Origin of the sequence: Pseudomonas sp. 6D_7.1_Bac1 (assembly GCF_025465945.1) — a bacterium.
GTDB lineage: Bacteria > Pseudomonadota > Gammaproteobacteria > Pseudomonadales > Pseudomonadaceae > Aquipseudomonas.
Map to the genome: position 1 here is coordinate 52,381 of NZ_JANLNW010000028.1, position 16,010 is coordinate 68,390.

At 59.2% G+C, this 16,010-nt stretch carries 16 protein-coding genes and 1 pseudogene; 4 read left to right on the forward strand and 13 right to left on the reverse strand.

The features are described from left to right. Positions 1 to 8 precede the first annotated feature (8 nt). The 12 genes and pseudogenes from tssG to NTD87_RS08060 form a co-directional block, all read right to left on the reverse strand. Positions 9 to 1,016 (reverse strand): type VI secretion system baseplate subunit TssG, encoded by a 1,008-nt coding sequence (gene tssG, locus NTD87_RS08005; protein WP_262113119.1) that lies wholly within the window; start codon positions 1,014 to 1,016, stop codon positions 9 to 11. After that, the gene (gene tssF, locus NTD87_RS08010; protein WP_262113120.1) at positions 980 to 2,767 is read right to left on the reverse strand and encodes a type VI secretion system baseplate subunit TssF; all 1,788 of its coding nucleotides are present in this window, start codon (positions 2,765 to 2,767) and stop codon (positions 980 to 982) included. Before tssF ends, tssG begins: the two co-directional genes overlap by 37 nt. Before the next feature lie 66 nt (positions 2,768 to 2,833). Then, entirely contained in the window at positions 2,834 to 3,217 is a 384-nt protein-coding gene (locus tag NTD87_RS08015; RefSeq protein ID WP_262113121.1) for a hypothetical protein, read from the reverse strand. 20 nt (positions 3,218 to 3,237) lie between these two features. Continuing rightward, a complete protein-coding gene (locus NTD87_RS08020; protein WP_262113122.1) occupies positions 3,238 to 3,621 on the reverse strand; it encodes a hypothetical protein in 384 nt (127 codons plus the stop codon). A 1,114-nt stretch (positions 3,622 to 4,735) separates the two neighbouring features. Beyond that, positions 4,736 to 5,029, reverse strand: a pseudogene (locus tag NTD87_RS08025) (PAAR domain-containing protein); the annotation flags it as partial. 10 nt (positions 5,030 to 5,039) lie between these two features. Next, the gene (gene tssE, locus NTD87_RS08030; protein ID WP_054594682.1) at positions 5,040 to 5,447 is read right to left on the reverse strand and encodes a type VI secretion system baseplate subunit TssE; all 408 of its coding nucleotides are present in this window, start codon (positions 5,445 to 5,447) and stop codon (positions 5,040 to 5,042) included. Between the two features lie 15 nt (positions 5,448 to 5,462). Next, positions 5,463 to 6,938, reverse strand: a complete 1,476-nt coding sequence (tssC, locus tag NTD87_RS08035; RefSeq protein ID WP_262113123.1) for a type VI secretion system contractile sheath large subunit — start codon at positions 6,936 to 6,938, stop codon at positions 5,463 to 5,465. Between the two features lie 28 nt (positions 6,939 to 6,966). Further along, a complete protein-coding gene (gene tssB / locus NTD87_RS08040; protein WP_262113124.1) occupies positions 6,967 to 7,470 on the reverse strand; it encodes a type VI secretion system contractile sheath small subunit in 504 nt (167 codons plus the stop codon). 32 nt (positions 7,471 to 7,502) lie between these two features. Then, on the reverse strand, positions 7,503 to 9,059 hold the full coding sequence (tssA, locus tag NTD87_RS08045) for a type VI secretion system protein TssA (protein WP_262113125.1): 1,557 nt from the start codon (positions 9,057 to 9,059) through the stop codon (positions 7,503 to 7,505). A gap of 652 nt (positions 9,060 to 9,711) precedes the next feature. Then, entirely contained in the window at positions 9,712 to 9,987 is a 276-nt protein-coding gene (locus tag NTD87_RS08050) for an HU family DNA-binding protein (protein ID WP_003213368.1), read from the reverse strand. A 187-nt stretch (positions 9,988 to 10,174) separates the two neighbouring features. Continuing rightward, entirely contained in the window at positions 10,175 to 11,323 is a 1,149-nt protein-coding gene (locus tag NTD87_RS08055; RefSeq protein ID WP_262113128.1) for an NAD(P)/FAD-dependent oxidoreductase, read from the reverse strand. Between the two features lie 34 nt (positions 11,324 to 11,357). Beyond that, positions 11,358 to 11,528 (reverse strand): rubredoxin, encoded by a 171-nt coding sequence (locus NTD87_RS08060; RefSeq protein ID WP_019694300.1) that lies wholly within the window; start codon positions 11,526 to 11,528, stop codon positions 11,358 to 11,360. A 201-nt stretch (positions 11,529 to 11,729) separates the two neighbouring features. Here NTD87_RS08060 and NTD87_RS08065 point away from each other — a divergent pair, with 201 nt between their 5' ends. Then, positions 11,730 to 12,293 (forward strand): chorismate--pyruvate lyase family protein, encoded by a 564-nt coding sequence (locus NTD87_RS08065; RefSeq protein ID WP_262113129.1) that lies wholly within the window; start codon positions 11,730 to 11,732, stop codon positions 12,291 to 12,293. Continuing rightward, complete coding sequence (gene ubiA / locus NTD87_RS08070; protein WP_262113130.1) at positions 12,293 to 13,183, forward strand: 4-hydroxybenzoate octaprenyltransferase; 891 nt, start codon at positions 12,293 to 12,295, stop codon at positions 13,181 to 13,183. The genes NTD87_RS08065 and ubiA overlap by 1 nt, the downstream gene beginning before the upstream one ends. Positions 13,184 to 13,396: 213 nt before the next feature. Here ubiA and NTD87_RS08075 read toward each other — a convergent pair whose 3' ends face one another. Continuing rightward, complete coding sequence (locus NTD87_RS08075; RefSeq protein ID WP_262113132.1) at positions 13,397 to 13,777, reverse strand: hypothetical protein; 381 nt, start codon at positions 13,775 to 13,777, stop codon at positions 13,397 to 13,399. 151 nt (positions 13,778 to 13,928) lie between these two features. Here NTD87_RS08075 and phoB point away from each other — a divergent pair, with 151 nt between their 5' ends. Together phoB and phoR are read left to right on the forward strand one after the other, a co-directional pair. Further along, on the forward strand, positions 13,929 to 14,618 hold the full coding sequence (gene phoB / locus NTD87_RS08080) for a phosphate regulon transcriptional regulator PhoB (RefSeq protein ID WP_007896474.1): 690 nt from the start codon (positions 13,929 to 13,931) through the stop codon (positions 14,616 to 14,618). 81 nt (positions 14,619 to 14,699) lie between these two features. Further along, positions 14,700 to 15,986, forward strand: a complete 1,287-nt coding sequence (phoR, locus tag NTD87_RS08085; protein ID WP_262113152.1) for a phosphate regulon sensor histidine kinase PhoR — start codon at positions 14,700 to 14,702, stop codon at positions 15,984 to 15,986. Positions 15,987 to 16,010: the final 24 nt, after the last annotated feature.

Sequence of the window (16,010 nt, forward strand, 5' to 3'; positions counted from 1 at the left end):
TCACGTCCTTAATGAATTTTGCTACCCAGCGTCACCACGCCGTCCGCGTGTTCGCGGCCCAGCCAACTGGTCCACCCCAGGCGACAGGCGTTCTGCTCACCGATGCGCAGTTCGCGGATTTCTTCCTGGCGCAGGACCAGGCGAATGTCGTAATCGAGCGGGTCACGCAGGGTGAACCGCACCAGCGCGCACAGCGGCTGGTAGCCGAAACCGATCGGCAGGAATTCGTGAAAGCGTTGCCAGTCGAGCTCGCGGATGTGAATCCGGAACTTGCCGCTGCGGTCGCGCACGCTCTCGCCCAGCACCAGGTCTTCACCGAGCGCACTGTTGGCGCGGCCCAGACGGTTGCGCTGCTCGTCGAGGATTTCGACGCGGCGCTCGATGCACTGCTCGATGGTCAGTTCGGCATGTTTGAAGTAGTAACGCAGCACGGCTTCGATCAACGCCGCCGAGTGCGCTCGCAAACTCAACAGGCCGAGGTACGGCAGCAGGCGTTTCCAGTTCAGTTCCTGGGCCTTGCGGATGTCTTCGCCACCCAGGCCGATCAGCGCAAACAGCTGCGAGGAAAACGGGTCGAGGGCGCCACTTTCGAAGCTGGCGCGGTAGCGATACTTGCGCCAGATCGGCAGCATCAGCCGTTGCAGGCGATGGTGGAACAGGTCGAGGAAGTGACGCGTCGGGTTGCCGTCTTCGCTGTCGCCCAGGGCTTGCTCACCATAGAACGCCGGCAGCGGCGAGCCGGAACCCACCAGGCCGATCAGGTTGAAACGCAGGCGCGCGCGCAGCTGCCCGTGCTCGCGGAAAAACTCCACGCGATCGACGTCGCTGCCAGGGAAACCCAGGCTCGGGTTGGCCTGGAATTCCAGCTGGTCGTACAGATCCTCTTCGCTCAGGTACGGGTGGGCATCGCGCAGCCGATCGACGACCAGCAGCACGGCCTGAAACAGCGAGTACTCGCGTATTCCTCGGGTCAGCCCGCTTAAAGCAGAGGCTGAAGGCCCATACGTGGTGTCCATTGGTACACCTCTCCCTGTGTGCTTTTTACCCGCAGCTCGTGGTACGAATTGAGACTGGCGTAAAGCGCGAAAAACTCGTTAAGAACCGAAGCGAACACGAACAGGTCGCCTTCGCCGATGTAGCCTTCCGGGTCGATGGTCAGCTCGGTGCGCAACCCGCGCAGCGGCAACCCTCGGTGCAGTCGGTCGACGTGCTGGTGCTTGATCGACTTGAGCCCGCCGAGCAGGCGTTTGCTGACCTTCTGCGCGTGCTGGTCGTAGTAGCGCGGCAGGTCGTAGGTTTCGAGAATCACCTTCAGCGCGTCGACGTTGGCCAGCGACAGGTAGTTGAGCGACATGTTGCTGATCAGCTTCCACAGAAAGTCATGGCTCAGCGGCGGCGCGAAGCTTGAAGTCGCCGGGGTGATGTTGCGGAAACTGAGGAACTCCGGGGTCTCTTCGCAGGCCATGCAGATGTCGCCGAGCTTGAGCCGGCGCGGCAGGTTCTGGTTGGTGCACATCAGCTCGATCGACAGGGTCTCGTGGGCTTCGGTGTGGCGGATGCCGAAGCTCAGGTAGGTGTCGAGGCCGTCGTGCAGCAACGAAGTGCGCTGGCGGATGCTGTAATGCGGACGGCTTTGCGGCACGTCGAAACTCGGGTCGTGCTCGAAGGATTCGAACGGCACGTACTCTTGATAACCCAGACCGCCGGGCTTCCAGCCGGTGACGCCTTCGACCGAAAACACCCCGCAGTTTTCCAGGTCGTATTCGGCCGGCAGCAACAGGTATTCGTCCTGCTTGCCGTCGAGGCGAATCGGCAAGGCGTCGTGCTTGAACAGGTTGACGATGGGCGTGCAGTAGAGTTTCACGTTGTCCAGGGTCGGGCGCAGGCGCTGGATGCCGCTCTTGCGAATGTCGAAGCGCAGCTCCAGACCGTGCATCTGCTTGAGCGTGTCTTCGGGCAGTGCCTTGAGCAGATCCAGACCATTCAAATCGACGAACAGGAACTTGTCCTGGAAGGCGAAATATTCCTGCAAGTAGCGATAACCACGGAAGGTGTTCAGCGGATACGGGATCAACGCCTCTTCTTCGGCAAAACCCACTGGCTGCACGCGGTCGCCGGGCATCTTGAACGCCATCGGCGTACCGTTGACGCCATTGAGCGGCTTGCCGGCCGCGTCCAGCGGAATCAGCTCGATGCCTTCCAGATTGCGCAGCAGGCTCAGGTACAGCATCTGACTGATGTAACGCTCGCCGGCCAGGTGCAGGCGCAAACGGCTCAGGTCCAGCTCACCGATATGCCCGTCGCAACTCATCTCCAGGCGCAGGCTCAACAGCGAACCGTCGCCCTTTACCGAGTACGTCAGCGCGGTCAGGTCCAGCGGCAGGACTTCGGTCGGGTAGCAGGTACGAAAGCGGCAACGCACGTCATCGATCGGCACACTCTCGACCGGCGTATCACGCTCGACCTGCAACGCCGGCCCGGAACGCTTCAACGGGTCGAACTGCAAAATGCTGAACGCCGGCAACGGCCGCATGTAGTTCGGCCACAACAAGTGCATCAGCGAGTGGCTGAGCTCCGGCAACTCGTCGTCGAGTTTCTGGCGCAGACGCCCGGTGAGGAACGCAAAGCCTTCCAGCAACCGCTCCACATCCGGATCCCGCCCGGCCTGCCCCAGAAACGGCGCCAACGCCGGACTACGCTCGGCGAAACGACGACCTAACTGCCGCAGTGCGGTGAGTTCGCTTTGGTAGTAGTGGTTAAAGGACACGGGGGGTTACCTGTTTGTCGTTTTCGCAAAAATGTTCAGAGTCGGGACGTTCAATAAACGCGTACGTCATGGGCAAAAAGATGGGTCATCAATCGTCCATGAGCGAACGGCTTTTTCTTCGACTTTTTCGACCCTCGTCAAAGCCGAGCGCAGCATCTGCGCATCGATGGTTTTAACGGCGTGGGCGGTTTTGATCGACAGGCTGTACTGGTCGCTTATCTGGCCCGACACGTCCTTCCCCGCCGACGTGTAGTTGGCAATGGAACGGCGCTCGTGCGGATTTAACGTGAAGCTGCGGGGTTGATCGTCGTAGTTGGAGTCATGGGCCAGGGACAGCTCCAGCGGCACTGCGCAGGTGTTCAGCAAGTACACGTCGTTGCGGTAGACCTGCTGCGCGGCGCAGGCAGTCAATGACACGAAGAACGCAAAAAGACCGGTCCACTTAATCATCGAGTTCATCCTTGGCAACTTCATGGGCAGATCGACGCATCGTTGATCGTCCACTCACGCTGAGTACCGTCATTGATTTTTTCCACGCCGCTCAAGCGCTGTCGCAGCTGGGCACCGTCAATCACCTTGGTGCCGAGGGCATCGGTGATGGTCAGCGAATAGTTGCCCGGAATTTGCTCGATCACGTCCTCGCCATAAGAGGCAAAGCTCGCCACCAGTGCTCGGGATCCGGCCTGTGACTTCACGTCGCGCACTTGCGAATGCAGGTTGGAACTGTTGGAAATCTTCATTTCCAGGGGTTGGCCGCAGCGGTTCTCGACGTAAACATGGTTGTTGTAAACCTGTTGTGCCGCGCAGCTGGTCAGGGAGGTGAAGAGCAGGAGGAAGCCGGCGAACTTAATCATCGAATTCGACCCTGGCCAGCCAGAGCAGGCTTTTGACGTCTTGTTCGGAGGCGACAGTGCGGCTCAACCGATCGGCCGTAGGAGCGCGATAGTCGCTGAAGTACTCCATGACATCGACTTCACCTGACAGTGGATCGGGATGATCAGGCTTCGGATTTTGCATCAGGCTGGAGGAGTCTTTGTGCGTCCACGAATACGTAGGAATGATCCCGCCACCGTATTCGTTAAGAATCAAATGGCCAAATTCATGAGCCGCAGTTTCCTTGAATTCCTCTTGCGCACTATTCTTTGCGAACTCCAAAGGGCGGCGGCGTTGAGTCACGTAAATTTCATAGGCAAAGCCCATGTTGTGATAAACCTTGCGGGCAATGGCCAGGCTCGTCGAGCGTCCGAAACTGGCGCCCAAGCTGTCGATCAACGGGAAGTTGCCAGCCTTTGGCTCAGCGTTGATGTCGGCTTTGACGGTAACTTTATAAACACCCTTGCTCGTGGTTATCCCACTCGCAATACCGCCGCCGCGCGAACCATTACGCGACCAGTAAAGCTCGATACCTTCCTTGGCCCAGCCCAGCAATGTGCTGAACGGCGTCGCAGCGAGGCCAGGTGTAGAGCCACTGCTGCCGCCATCGGAGAAGCTCGGCCGCAACACGACCTCAACAGTCAAGGCGTTGCGGTCGACACGAACGTCGACCCATTTCACTTCTTCAGCCACGCACTTGAGCTTCAGATCAGTGACCTGTTTTTCCCCGCCTTGAGTCGCCGTCAGGCGAACTTTAAGGTTTGGGCTTTTCAGAATGCGAGTATCGAGAATCCCGGCAGCGTCATAGCCATCCCACTGCCATGGGTGCTTGCCTTTAGGCAGGAACGGGGCTGTATTGGACTCTGCGTAAATCAGCTTTTCGCCGTCCAGGACTTCCAGTTTCACTGTGTCAGCCGCAGCCATGCGGTTTTCGATTACAAAATCGATTAGCTCACGATTTTTCGATGCGCCTGTTTTGAGCTCATCAAAATCCGGAACCTCCAGCGGCGTCAGAATCAGATTGCCGCCGGACTTCAGATTGAGCTTGTATTCGAGTGCAACAACAGCGCCCAGCACAGTCGCGGCGAGCCCGGAGAACGGTGCCGGCGTATGCGAATTCCCGATAATCACCGTCGAAGACCCGGCAGTCACCTTGTTGCCATGAGTCCCCACCGAATCAACGGTGGCCGCCGGTTTTCCGTTGATCAAAACGGTACTCGCCAAACCGCCGGATATCGCACCACCACACGCGCAGGCATCGCCTTCGCGGGCGGCCGCGAGGCCGTCGAAGAACACGTCGCCGGAACCGGCGGCGATCGGGTTGGTGCTGTGGCCGGGGAGCGGGCAAGCGGTAGGGTCACCGACTCGGGCTGCGGGTTTGCCGGACATCGTCGTCTCCTTAGTTGACCTTGACTTGACCGCTGCCATCCAGGCGCGCGGCAAAACTGACCTGACGCTTGAAACCTTCAACTTCCAGCAGGCCTTCGATGCTGAAGGTCAGCCTGAGTTGATCGTTGTCTCGCGGCAGGGAAACGACACGCACGTTGGTGAGGCGTGGCTCGTAGGCTTCGATGAAGCGTTCGATGGCCAGGCGGGCCTGACTCAGGGAGTCGTGCAGGCTCAGGCGCATGTCGTTGAGATCGGGTAGCCCGTAATCGGACAGCGTTTGCACGCTGCCCGCACGGGTGCTGAGCATCTTGGCCAGATGGGCAGCCACCGACGCCATGGCGGAAACCTCGCGGCTCCAGCCGACGCGTTTATCCGCGTCGCCACCCAGGCGTTCGAAAAGGCTGCCGTATCCAGTCATGACCCAGCTCCTTGGTTACTCTTTGTCCAGCTTGCCAACCAGCGACAGCGTGAAATCGGCACCCATGTACTTGAAGTGCGGGCGCACGTTCAGGCTGACGCGGTACCAGCCAGGCTCGCCTTCGACATCGCTGACGATGATCTGGGCTGCACGCAGCGGACGACGACCACGGACTTCGGCGCTCGGGTTTTCCTGGTCAGCCACGTACTGGCGGATCCACTTGTTGAGTTCCAGCTCGAGGTCGGTACGTTCTTTCCACGAACCGAGTTGCTCGCGCTGCAGTACTTTCAAGTAGTGAGCCAGGCGGTTGACGATCATCATGTACGGCAGTTGGGTGCCGAGCTTGTAGTTCAGCTCTGCGGCCTTGCCTTCAGCACTGATGCCGAAGAACTTCGGCTTTTGTACCGAGCTTGCGGAGAAGAACGCGGCGTTGTCGCTGCCTTTGCGCATGGTCAGGGAGATGAAGCCTTCCTCGGCCAGTTCGTATTCACGACGGTCGGACACCAGCACTTCGGTCGGAATCTTGGTTTCGATTTCGCCCATACTTTCGAAGTGGTGCAACGGCAGGTCTTCAACCGCGCCACCGCTTTGTGGGCCGATGATGTTCGGGCACCAGCGGAACTTGGCGAAGCTGTCGGTCAGCTTGGTGCCGAACGCGTAGGCGGTGTTGCCCCACAGGTAGTGCTCGTGGCTGTTGGCGACGGTTTCTTTGTACACAAACGATTTCACCGGGTTTTCTTCCGGATCGTACGGGTTGCGCAGCAGGAAACGTGGCACGGTCAGGCCGATGTAGCGGGAGTCTTCGGACTGACGGAAGCTCTGCCATTTGGCGAATTGCGGGCCTTCGAAGTGATCCTTCAGATCTTTCAGGTCCGGCAGGCCGGTGAAGCTTTCCAGGCCAAAGAATTTCGGACCGGCAGCGGCGATGAACGGCGCGTGGGACATGCACGCAACGCTCGACACATACTGCATCAGCTTCACGTCTGGGGAGCTTGGCGACATGAAGTAGTTGGCGATGATCGCGCCCACCGGCTGGCCACCGAACTGGCCGTATTCAGCGGTGTAGATGTGCTTGTACAGGCCGGCCTGCATCACTTCCGGCGAATCTTCGAAGTCGTCCAGCAGGTCCTGCTTGGAGACGTTGAGGATTTCGATCTTGATGTTTTCGCGGAAGTTGGTGCGGTCGACCAGCAACTGCAGACCACGCCACGCCGATTCCAGCGACTGGAAGTCCGGGTGGTGGAGGATTTCGTCCATCTGACGGCTGAGCTTGGCATCGATCTCGGCGATCATGCGGTCAACCATGGCTTTCTTGACCGGCTCACCGTTGTTCTGCGGCTTGAGCAGTTCTTCAATGAACGCCGACACGCCGCGCTTGGCGATGTCGTAGGCTTCGTCGTCCGGGGTCAGACGGGTTTCGGCGATGATGCTGTCGAGAATGCTGTATTCGCCGTTCTCGCTAGCTTTTTGCTGTGCTGCGCTGGTGCTCATAGTGTTGGCTTCCTTGGCTGATGGGGACTCAGGCGTCCTGGGCTGCGGCGTTCAGGCCCAGCTCACCCAGTACGCGACCGCGCGATTCGTCGTCGGCGAGAACGCCTTCGATGGCTTTGCGGAAGGCAGGTGCGTTACCCAGTGGGCCTTTGAGGGCCACCAGTGCGTCGCGCAGTTCCATCAGTTTTTTCAGCTCAGGCACTTGCTCGACCAGGCTGGCCGGGTTGAAGTCCTTCATCGAATTGACGCGCAGTTTCACGGCCAGCTCTTCAGTGTCGCCCTCTTCCTGAAGACGGTTCGGCACGCTCAGCGTCAGGTTCAGCTCTTGCTTGGCGAGCACTTCGTCGAAGGTCATCTTGTCGATGCTGATCGGCTTGCGATCTTCGACTTTGCGCTCGTCCGCGCGGTGGGTGTAGTCACCGATTGCCAGTAGTTTCAGCGGCAGTTCAATCTCTTCCTGAGCACCGCCGGTGGCGGGTTTGAAGGTGACGTTGATGCGTTCCTTGGGGGCTACCGAGCCTTCTTTGGCCATGGCTTTTCTCCTTGCGGTTGTGGCCCTGGGGCCTATTCGAGTACCACTTCGAGATCGAGGTGGCACAGCCTGCGATAAATCTCTTCCTTGCGTTCTCGCACTGCGTGGTTCTGCGGCAACAACTCACAGCAGCTATGCAGGAGGTGCAGCACTTCCAGCGCAAGATCAGGCTCCCAGGCGTGCAAGCCTGAGTTCTGTAATTCTGAATCGAGGGTTTCGAGTTGGGTCTTGGCCAGTTCGTATTTCTTGGCCAGGAAGCACAGCCGCGCCAGGCTGAACTGCCAGAAGAACCGTACGCGCCCGCCGTGGGCGACTTGCAGGCCTTGCTTGAGAATCTGCACCGCGGCCTTGAGGCCGTCCTTGCGCAGCACCGGCAAAACCTCTTCAAGCGCCAGCTCCCAGGCCGGTTGGCTGGTGCTGACTTCGACCTTGCGCGGTGCACTGGCGGTTTGCAGATGGGGCATCACGTTGGCGCTGATCCAGGCGCGGGTGGCCGGGTCAGCGAACGGTGCGCCATCGTGGTAACGCAATTCAACGATGCCCGGCAGGCGCTGAATCAACAGCGCGAAGTGGATTTCCACTTCGCGCATGGCCATATCGGCGTTCAAGCCCTGCAAACATTCCCAGACCAGCCGCTGGCCGTCGAACCAGAACGGCGCCTTGGCCAGGCTGGCCTCCAGCTCCACCAACAGGTCGGCAAATTGCCCCTGGTCGAAACGGTCCTGGTAGATTTTCAGTTTGTCGGCCGGCAGCCCGCGCAGGGCGGTGATTTGTTCGGCGTTGCGCTCGGGAACGGCGTCGATCGGTAACCACAGCAGGGTGCGGTTCAGTCGCAGGGCGCGCAGGTCGGTGGCCTTCTGTTTCAGCCACCAGGCGCACAACGGGCGCGCATTTTCCTGCTGCGCACGCAGGGCCTTGTGGGCTTCTTTTTCGTTGTCGATGGGTGCGCCGGGGGTGAACAGCTGGGTCGCGGCCTGTTTGACCTGAGCCACCACCGCACCGACAGCGCCGGGCTCCGGCTGGTTATCGGCGGCACGCTGGACCATGTTTTTCAGGCGGCGGCAGATCGGCAGCAGCAGCGGCGCGTCGTCACCCAGGTGCTCGGTGCAGGCGGCATCGAGGCCTTCGAGGTGCTCGACCAAACGACGGAACAGCGGCAGTTGCTCTTTGATCGCAACGTTTTCGCTCAGTACCTGCTCGAGACGCGGCACCAACCAACTGATGGCGGCGGACCGGGTGCGGGCCTTGTTCGGGTGAATCTCGGCCCAGTGGTGCTCGCACAGATGGTGCAGCAGACCAAGGCCGGCCAGCAGGCCCTGGAAGGATTCACGCTGATACAACGCCCAAGTCAGCCAGGCGCCGACCCGCAAATCCTTGGATTGGGTTCGCAGCAGCGCTTCACTGTTTTCGCGGATTTTCAGCCAGTCGATCTGACCGCTTTCATGCATGGATTGGGCTTTGCCCAACTCACTTTCCAATGCTTCATATTCGCTCGAAAAGCGAACATCCTCGCCCGCAAAATTCTCTTTGGAAACAGAGCACTTGGCGAGTTCAAGGTAATGAGCAGAAAGTTTGCTTGAATAGGACATCCCTGGCCTTTAATAGTATTACGGTCTGCACGCCTTCCGGAGTTTCGGCGCGTTGGACAGTATCAAGAGCATCGCGAAAGACTCATCCAATTGAGTACCGTGCTCTTTCAAGTGGTGCGCATCCTACTCACGATGGTGGCCACTAGCAAGCATCCAATTAAACAACAAGACGAAGTGTTCCTTAATACTCGTAGGAGATTTCCCTATATACGACAGGGGTTATCCCTAGGGCGGCAATATGTCCAACCGTTTCCTGCAACAGGCTGGAACCATTACTCCAGAGCCATCCCGCCAACCAACAGGCAAGCCCTGAGAGACTGGTCCATTGAACGGCTACGCAGCATGACAAGAATCGAAAATGATAAATGTAGGATTTTTCTGAAAGGTTACGTTCAGAAATAAACATTGCCAGTGAGTACAGCCATTAATTAGAAAAGTGCCATCACCGTGATGGCACCCGGTATTCCACCCAATGGCAGTTGAACTGAACTGAAAGTTCCACGGTTATACCAAGGCATTATCCGTTACTTCAAAACTCTCCTGACACTCGCCATATACGGTATATGAACGCCCACAAAAAATGGGCACTCGATCTGGTCGATGTGCCCATTTTCATTACGACTCTCCCCGCAATTCAGGGAGTTCGCAGCATTTATGGATTAACGCTGTCTTTCAACGATTTGCCAGGCTTGAACGCAACGGTGTTGCTGGCCTTGATTTTCACTGGCTCACCGGTTTGCGGGTTCTTGCCGGTGCGGGCGCCACGGTGACGTTGCAGGAAAGTGCCGAAGCCCACCAGGGTGACGCTGTCTTTACGGTGCAGAGCGCCGGTGATTTCTTCGAGGACGGCGTTGAGGACGCGGTTAGCCTGTTCTTTGGTGAGGTCAGCCTTTTCAGCGATTGCTGCGGCGAGTTCTGGTTTACGCATAGTGAAGCCTCTTTGACGGTTTTTTGTTGTTATGTCCGTGCTGTTCTCCGGAACAGCGCCCAAGGCGCCGCAGGCTCTACTCTGCGGCAGACGGGAGTGAGGATGGCACGCGGTTACGAGCGGCGCCAGTCTCGGGGCGACCTTTGTAGGGGCAAAAGCGGGGTGATTCCGACAGAACGACCGGTATTTACGCCAGAAGGGCCGGAAGTTCCTTGTTTAGAGCCAGTTTCTCCATCACAGCAGCCCCGGTGAGGGCGTAACCCAGCAGTTTTCCGCTGGCATCACGGCACAGCGCCTTGATGTCGGCGCCCTGCCCTTCGACGGTCCAGACACCTTCAAAACCCCGTGGCGGTGGGGAAACCACCAATGGGCAGACCGGTGTTTTCACGGTGATCGGCATCGCGCCATAGCTGACCGCCGTCAGGTTGCCGGCCAGGGTCTGAGCCAGCGCACGCGCACAACTCATCAGGGGCATCACGTACAGCAAATTCAGCCCATCGACCTCGGCGCAGTCGCCCAAGGCGTAGATATTGGCGTGGGAAGTCTTGAGGTGGCGGTCAACGACCACACCGCGATTGATCTGCAAACCGGCAGCGGCCGCCAGATCGATGCGCGGGCGCAGGCCAATGGCTGAAACCACGACGTCGCAAGGAATCACCTGGCCATCGGACAAATGCCCTTCGAGCCCGTCATCGGTGCGCTGCAAGCTGTTGAGTACCGGGCCGAGGTGGAACTGCGCACCCAGGCTTTCCAACCCGGCCTGCACGGCAGCGGCCGCTGCCGGGTGAAGCAGCGTCGGCATGACTTGTTCGCACGGCGCGACCAGTTGCACGTCGTAACCACCGAGGATCAGGTCGTTGGCGAACTCACAGCCAATCAGGCCGGCACCGAGCAGCAGTACCCGACGCTTACCGGCGGCCGCTGCGCGAAAACGCGCATAGTCTTCGAGGTCGTTGATCGGGAAAATGGCCTCAGGCGCATCACCCTGCACCGGCACGCGCACGGTTTCCGCGCCCCAGGCGAGGATCAGGTCGCGGTAGGCCACGGCTTCCTCACCAATCCACAGGCGCTTGTGGCCTGGATCGATGCCACTGATGCGCGTATGGGTGCGCACTTCAGCTTTCAGCTGTTCGGCCATGGCACCTGGCTCAGCCATGCTCAGGCCATCGGCGTCCTTGTTCTTGCCGAAACCGGTGGAGAGCATCGGCTTGGAGTAAGAGCGTCCGTCATCTGCGGTAATCAGCAGCAGCGGTGTTTCGCCATCGAGTTTGCGAAACTCCCGGGCCAGGTTGTAGCCAGCCAGCCCAGTGCCGACGATCACGACAGGTGCGTTCATTCCTTACTCCTCTTCAACTCACAATAAATGCTGATCAGGCAGCGATCTCGATCATCTCGAAATCCATTTTGCCGACGCCGCAGTCCGGGCACAGCCAGTCTTCCGGTACGTCCTGCCACAAGGTCCCGGCAGCGATGCCGTCATCCGGCCAGCCGTCGGCTTCGTTGTAGATCAGCCCACAGACCACGCATTGCCACTTCTTCATTACTTGTTTCCTCAGGTTCTCAGGCTTTTTCTGGCGCGAACGGTCGCCTGATAAAGGTCTGCCGTCCGGCTCAAGGCGTTTTGTACTGATCGGGCGCAACAGATGCAAGCCTGTTCGCAGCCATTACCCCGCCCGATCAATCAATATCACTGACCGACATGGTAAGCTCGCCGCCTCATTTGCTGCCAATACTGACTGACTGTGCCGCACTCAAACGCCCTTGCCGCTGCCCCGCTCTGGCTGCCACAAAGCCAGCTGACACCCCTTCCTGACGCGCACACCCTCGACTGGCTATTCGATGAAGGCTCGCTCACCCGCCGCCTGACCCGTTTGTCGGATAACGGTTTCAGCGTGACGCCGTTGTTCGAAGGCTGGCAGCCATTGCGCGCAGACGAATGTGCCGCACTGGCGTTGCCCGAAGGCAGTGAAGGCTGGGTGCGTGAGGTGTATCTGCGCGGTCATGGCGAGGCCTGGGTGTTTGCCCGCAGTGTGGCGGCGCGCAGTTCGTTGCAGGACGGCGGGTTGAATATGGATGAGCTGGGCAGCCGCTCCCTGGGCGAGTTGCTGTTTTGCGATCAGGCGTTCCAGCGCCGCGCCATCGAGGTTTGTCACTATCCCGTCGAGTGGTTGCCGAGTGAATCTCAAGCGCCAGAACTGTGGGGCCGTCGTTCGCGTTTCGACCGAGGGGGCTTAAGCGTGCTGGTCGCGGAAATATTCTTGCCGACCCTGTGGCGCGCTGCCCGTGTCAATGCGGAGAACTGCTGATGTACCAAAGCCTGCTCAAATCCCTGAATCGCTTGAACCCACGCGCCTGGGACTTCATTCAGTTGACCCGCATGGACAAACCCATCGGCATTTATCTGCTGTTATGGCCAACCCTGTGGGCACTGTGGATTGCCGGTAAAGGTTCGCCGTCACTGGCCAACATTGTGATTTTCGTCCTGGGCGTGGTACTGACCCGCGCCGGTGGCTGCGTGATCAATGACTGGGCCGATCGCAAGGTCGATGGCCGCGTAAAACGTACCGAACAACGGCCATTGGTCAGCGGCAAGATCAGCTCAAAAGAAGCGCTGGTGTTCTTCGCGCTGCTGATGGGCGTGAGCTTCCTGTTGGTGCTGTGCACTAACGCGGCCACGGTCTGGCTGTCGTTCGGCGGTCTGGCGCTGGCCGCCACTTACCCGTTCATGAAGCGCTACACCTATTACCCGCAGGTGGTGCTGGGCGCGGCGTTCTCCTGGGGTATGCCGATGGCGTTCACCGCCGAAACCGGTGAACTGCCGGCCATTGCCTGGTTGCTGTGGATCGCCAATCTGCTGTGGACGGTGGGTTACGACACCTATTACGCCATGACTGACCGCGACGACGATTTGAAGATTGGCGTGAAGTCCACGGCCATTCTGTTTGGCGATGCCGATCGGGTCATTATTCTCACGCTGCAAGGGCTGGCGCTGGGTTGCCTGTTGCTGGCCGGATCGAAGTTCGAGCTTGGCGGCTGGTTCCACCTGGGGTTGCTGGCAGCGGCTGCGTGTTTTGCCTGGGAGTTCTGGTACACCCGCGACAAGGACCGACTGAAATGTTTCCAGGCCTTCCTGCATAACCATTGGGCTGGGTTGGCGATTTTCGTCGGGATCGTGCTGGATTACGCAACCCGCTGATATCCACGGCCCTGTAGCAGCTGGCGAAGCCTGCATTCGGCTGCGAAGCGGCCGTAAAATCAGGCGCTGCGTTCTTTCAGGCTGATCTTGGAGGCAGGGTTTACGACTGCTACGCAGCCGAATGCAGGCTTCGCCAGCTGCTACGGATCGCGCAAAGGTAAACCCGCCCTCAAAGGAGCGGGTCTGCCAGAGGTTCAGATCATTGTGTATGGATCAGTGCTTGGCCATATGCCACATACCGTTCATTTTACCATCACCCATTTTGTCGCCGGGCTTCGCGTCCATTTTGAAGGTGTACATCGGCTTACCGTCGTGAGCCCATTGCATCGTGCCGTCGTCGCGCTTGATCACCGTCCATTTGCCCTCGGGCTTGGCATCCATCGGAGCCATCATCGGCGGCCAGTTCTCGGCGCACTTAGCATCGCACATCGACTTGCCCCCCTTGTCCTTGTCAAAGGTGTAGAGGGTCATGCCCTTGGAGTCGACCATCATGCCGTCTTTCATCATTGCCGGCTCGGCAGCGAGCGCGAGTGTCGGTAATGCCAGGGTGGCGGCCAACACCAGAGCTTTAAACGATTGAGCGTAGTGAGTCATAGAAACCTTCCTTTGTGGTTGTCAGGATCCGGACTTAAAGCGTAGTTCAGGATTGCGCTGACCGCCGCACGACTAAAATACTGTCACACGACTGCAATAATTCCGTTATCTAATGCGGCGCAAGACAGTTAAATGACAAGAGGATTAAGGCATGGTTGGCAGGAGTATTCTGATCGTCGACGACGAAGCGCCCATTCGCGAAATGATCGCCGTTGCGTTGGAAATGGCCGGCTATGACTGCCTGGAAGCCGAGAACTCCCAGCAGGCCCACGCTATTATTGTCGACCGCAAACCGGACCTGATTCTGCTCGACTGGATGCTGCCCGGCACTTCAGGCATCGAGTTGGCCCGCCGTCTCAAGCGCGATGAGCTGACCGGGGACATCCCGATCATCATGCTCACCGCCAAGGGCGAAGAGGACAACAAGATCCAGGGCCTGGAAGTCGGCGCTGATGACTACATTACCAAGCCGTTTTCCCCGCGAGAGCTGGTTGCACGCCTGAAAGCCGTGCTGCGTCGCGCCGGCCCAACCGACGGCGAAGCGCCGATCGAAGTCGGCGGCCTGCTGCTGGACCCGATCAGCCACCGCGTGACCATCGACGGCAAACCCGCCGAAATGGGTCCGACCGAATACCGCTTGCTGCAATTTTTCATGACACACCAGGAACGCGCCTACACCCGCGGGCAATTGCTCGATCAGGTCTGGGGCGGCAATGTGTATGTCGAAGAGCGCACCGTCGACGTGCATATCCGTCGTCTGCGCAAAGCCCTCGGCGATGCCTACGAAAATCTGGTACAAACCGTGCGCGGCACTGGCTATCGCTTTTCCACCAAAGCCTGAACCGACCCTTACTTGCTCGACAAGCTGACAAGGACGCATGTTTAAGTGAACCAAAACTGGCATGGCACTCTGATCCGCCACATGCTGCTACTGGTCACCGGCTGCCTGGTGATCGGCCTGATTACCGGTTACTACGGCTGGAGTCTGGCCGCAGGCCTGGGAATCTACCTGGCCTGGACCCTCAAACAATTGCTGCGTCTGCACGATTGGCTGCGCCTGCAAAAGCCCGAAGAAGCACCGCCCGATGGCTACGGCCTGTGGGGTGAAGTGTTCGACAGCATCTACCACTTGCAACGTCGCGATCAGCGCGTGCGCGGGCGCCTGCAAGCGGTGATCGACCGGGTTCAGGAATCCACCGCGGCATTGAAAGATGCAGTGGTCCTGCTCGACAGCGACGGCAACCTGGAATGGTGGAACGGCGCCGCCGAGACCCTGTTGGGCCTCAAAACCCCGCAAGACAGCGGCCAGCCAGTGACCAACCTGGTGCGCCATCCGCGCTTCAAGGAATACTTCGAGCAGGACAGCTACGCCGAGCCGCTGGAGATCCCCTCGCCCACCAACGACCGGATGCGGATTCAGCTGTACATCACGCGTTACGGCAACAATGAACACCTGATGCTGGTGCGCGATGTCACGCGCATTCATCAACTTGAGCAGATGCGCAAAGACTTCATCGCCAACGTCTCCCACGAACTGCGCACACCGTTGACGGTGATCTGCGGTTACCTGGAAACCCTGCTCGACAACGTCGAAGAGGTGAACCCGCGCTGGAGCCGTGCCTTGCAGCAAATGCAGCAACAAGGCGGGCGCATGCAAACGCTGCTCAACGACTTGCTGCTATTGGCCAAGCTCGAAGCCACTGATTACCCGTCGGACAACCAACCGGTGCCGATCGACAGCCTGCTGCAATCGATCAAGAGCGACGCCCAGGCGCTGTCCGGGCAGCGCAACCAACACATCACCCTGGACGCCGATCCGTCGATTATGCTCAAGGGCAGTGAAGCGGAGCTTCGCAGCGCGTTCTCGAACCTGGTGTTCAACGCGGTCAAATACACCCCCGACGACGGCAACATCCGCATCCGCTGGTGGGGTGACGATCAAGGCGCGCACCTCAGCGTGCAGGACTCGGGGATCGGCATCGACAACAAACACCTGCCGCGCCTGACCGAGCGCTTCTACCGCGTTGACTCCAGCCGCAACTCCAATACCGGCGGCACCGGGCTGGGCCTGGCCATCGTCAAACACGTTTTGTTACGACATCGCGCGCGAATGGAGATCAGCAGCGTGCTGGGTCACGGCAGCACGTTCACCTGCCATTTCGTGCCGGCGCAAGTCACGAAATCACGGGTCAACTCGCTGGCCGACTAGCGCCCGTGTTGACTGAACACTAGG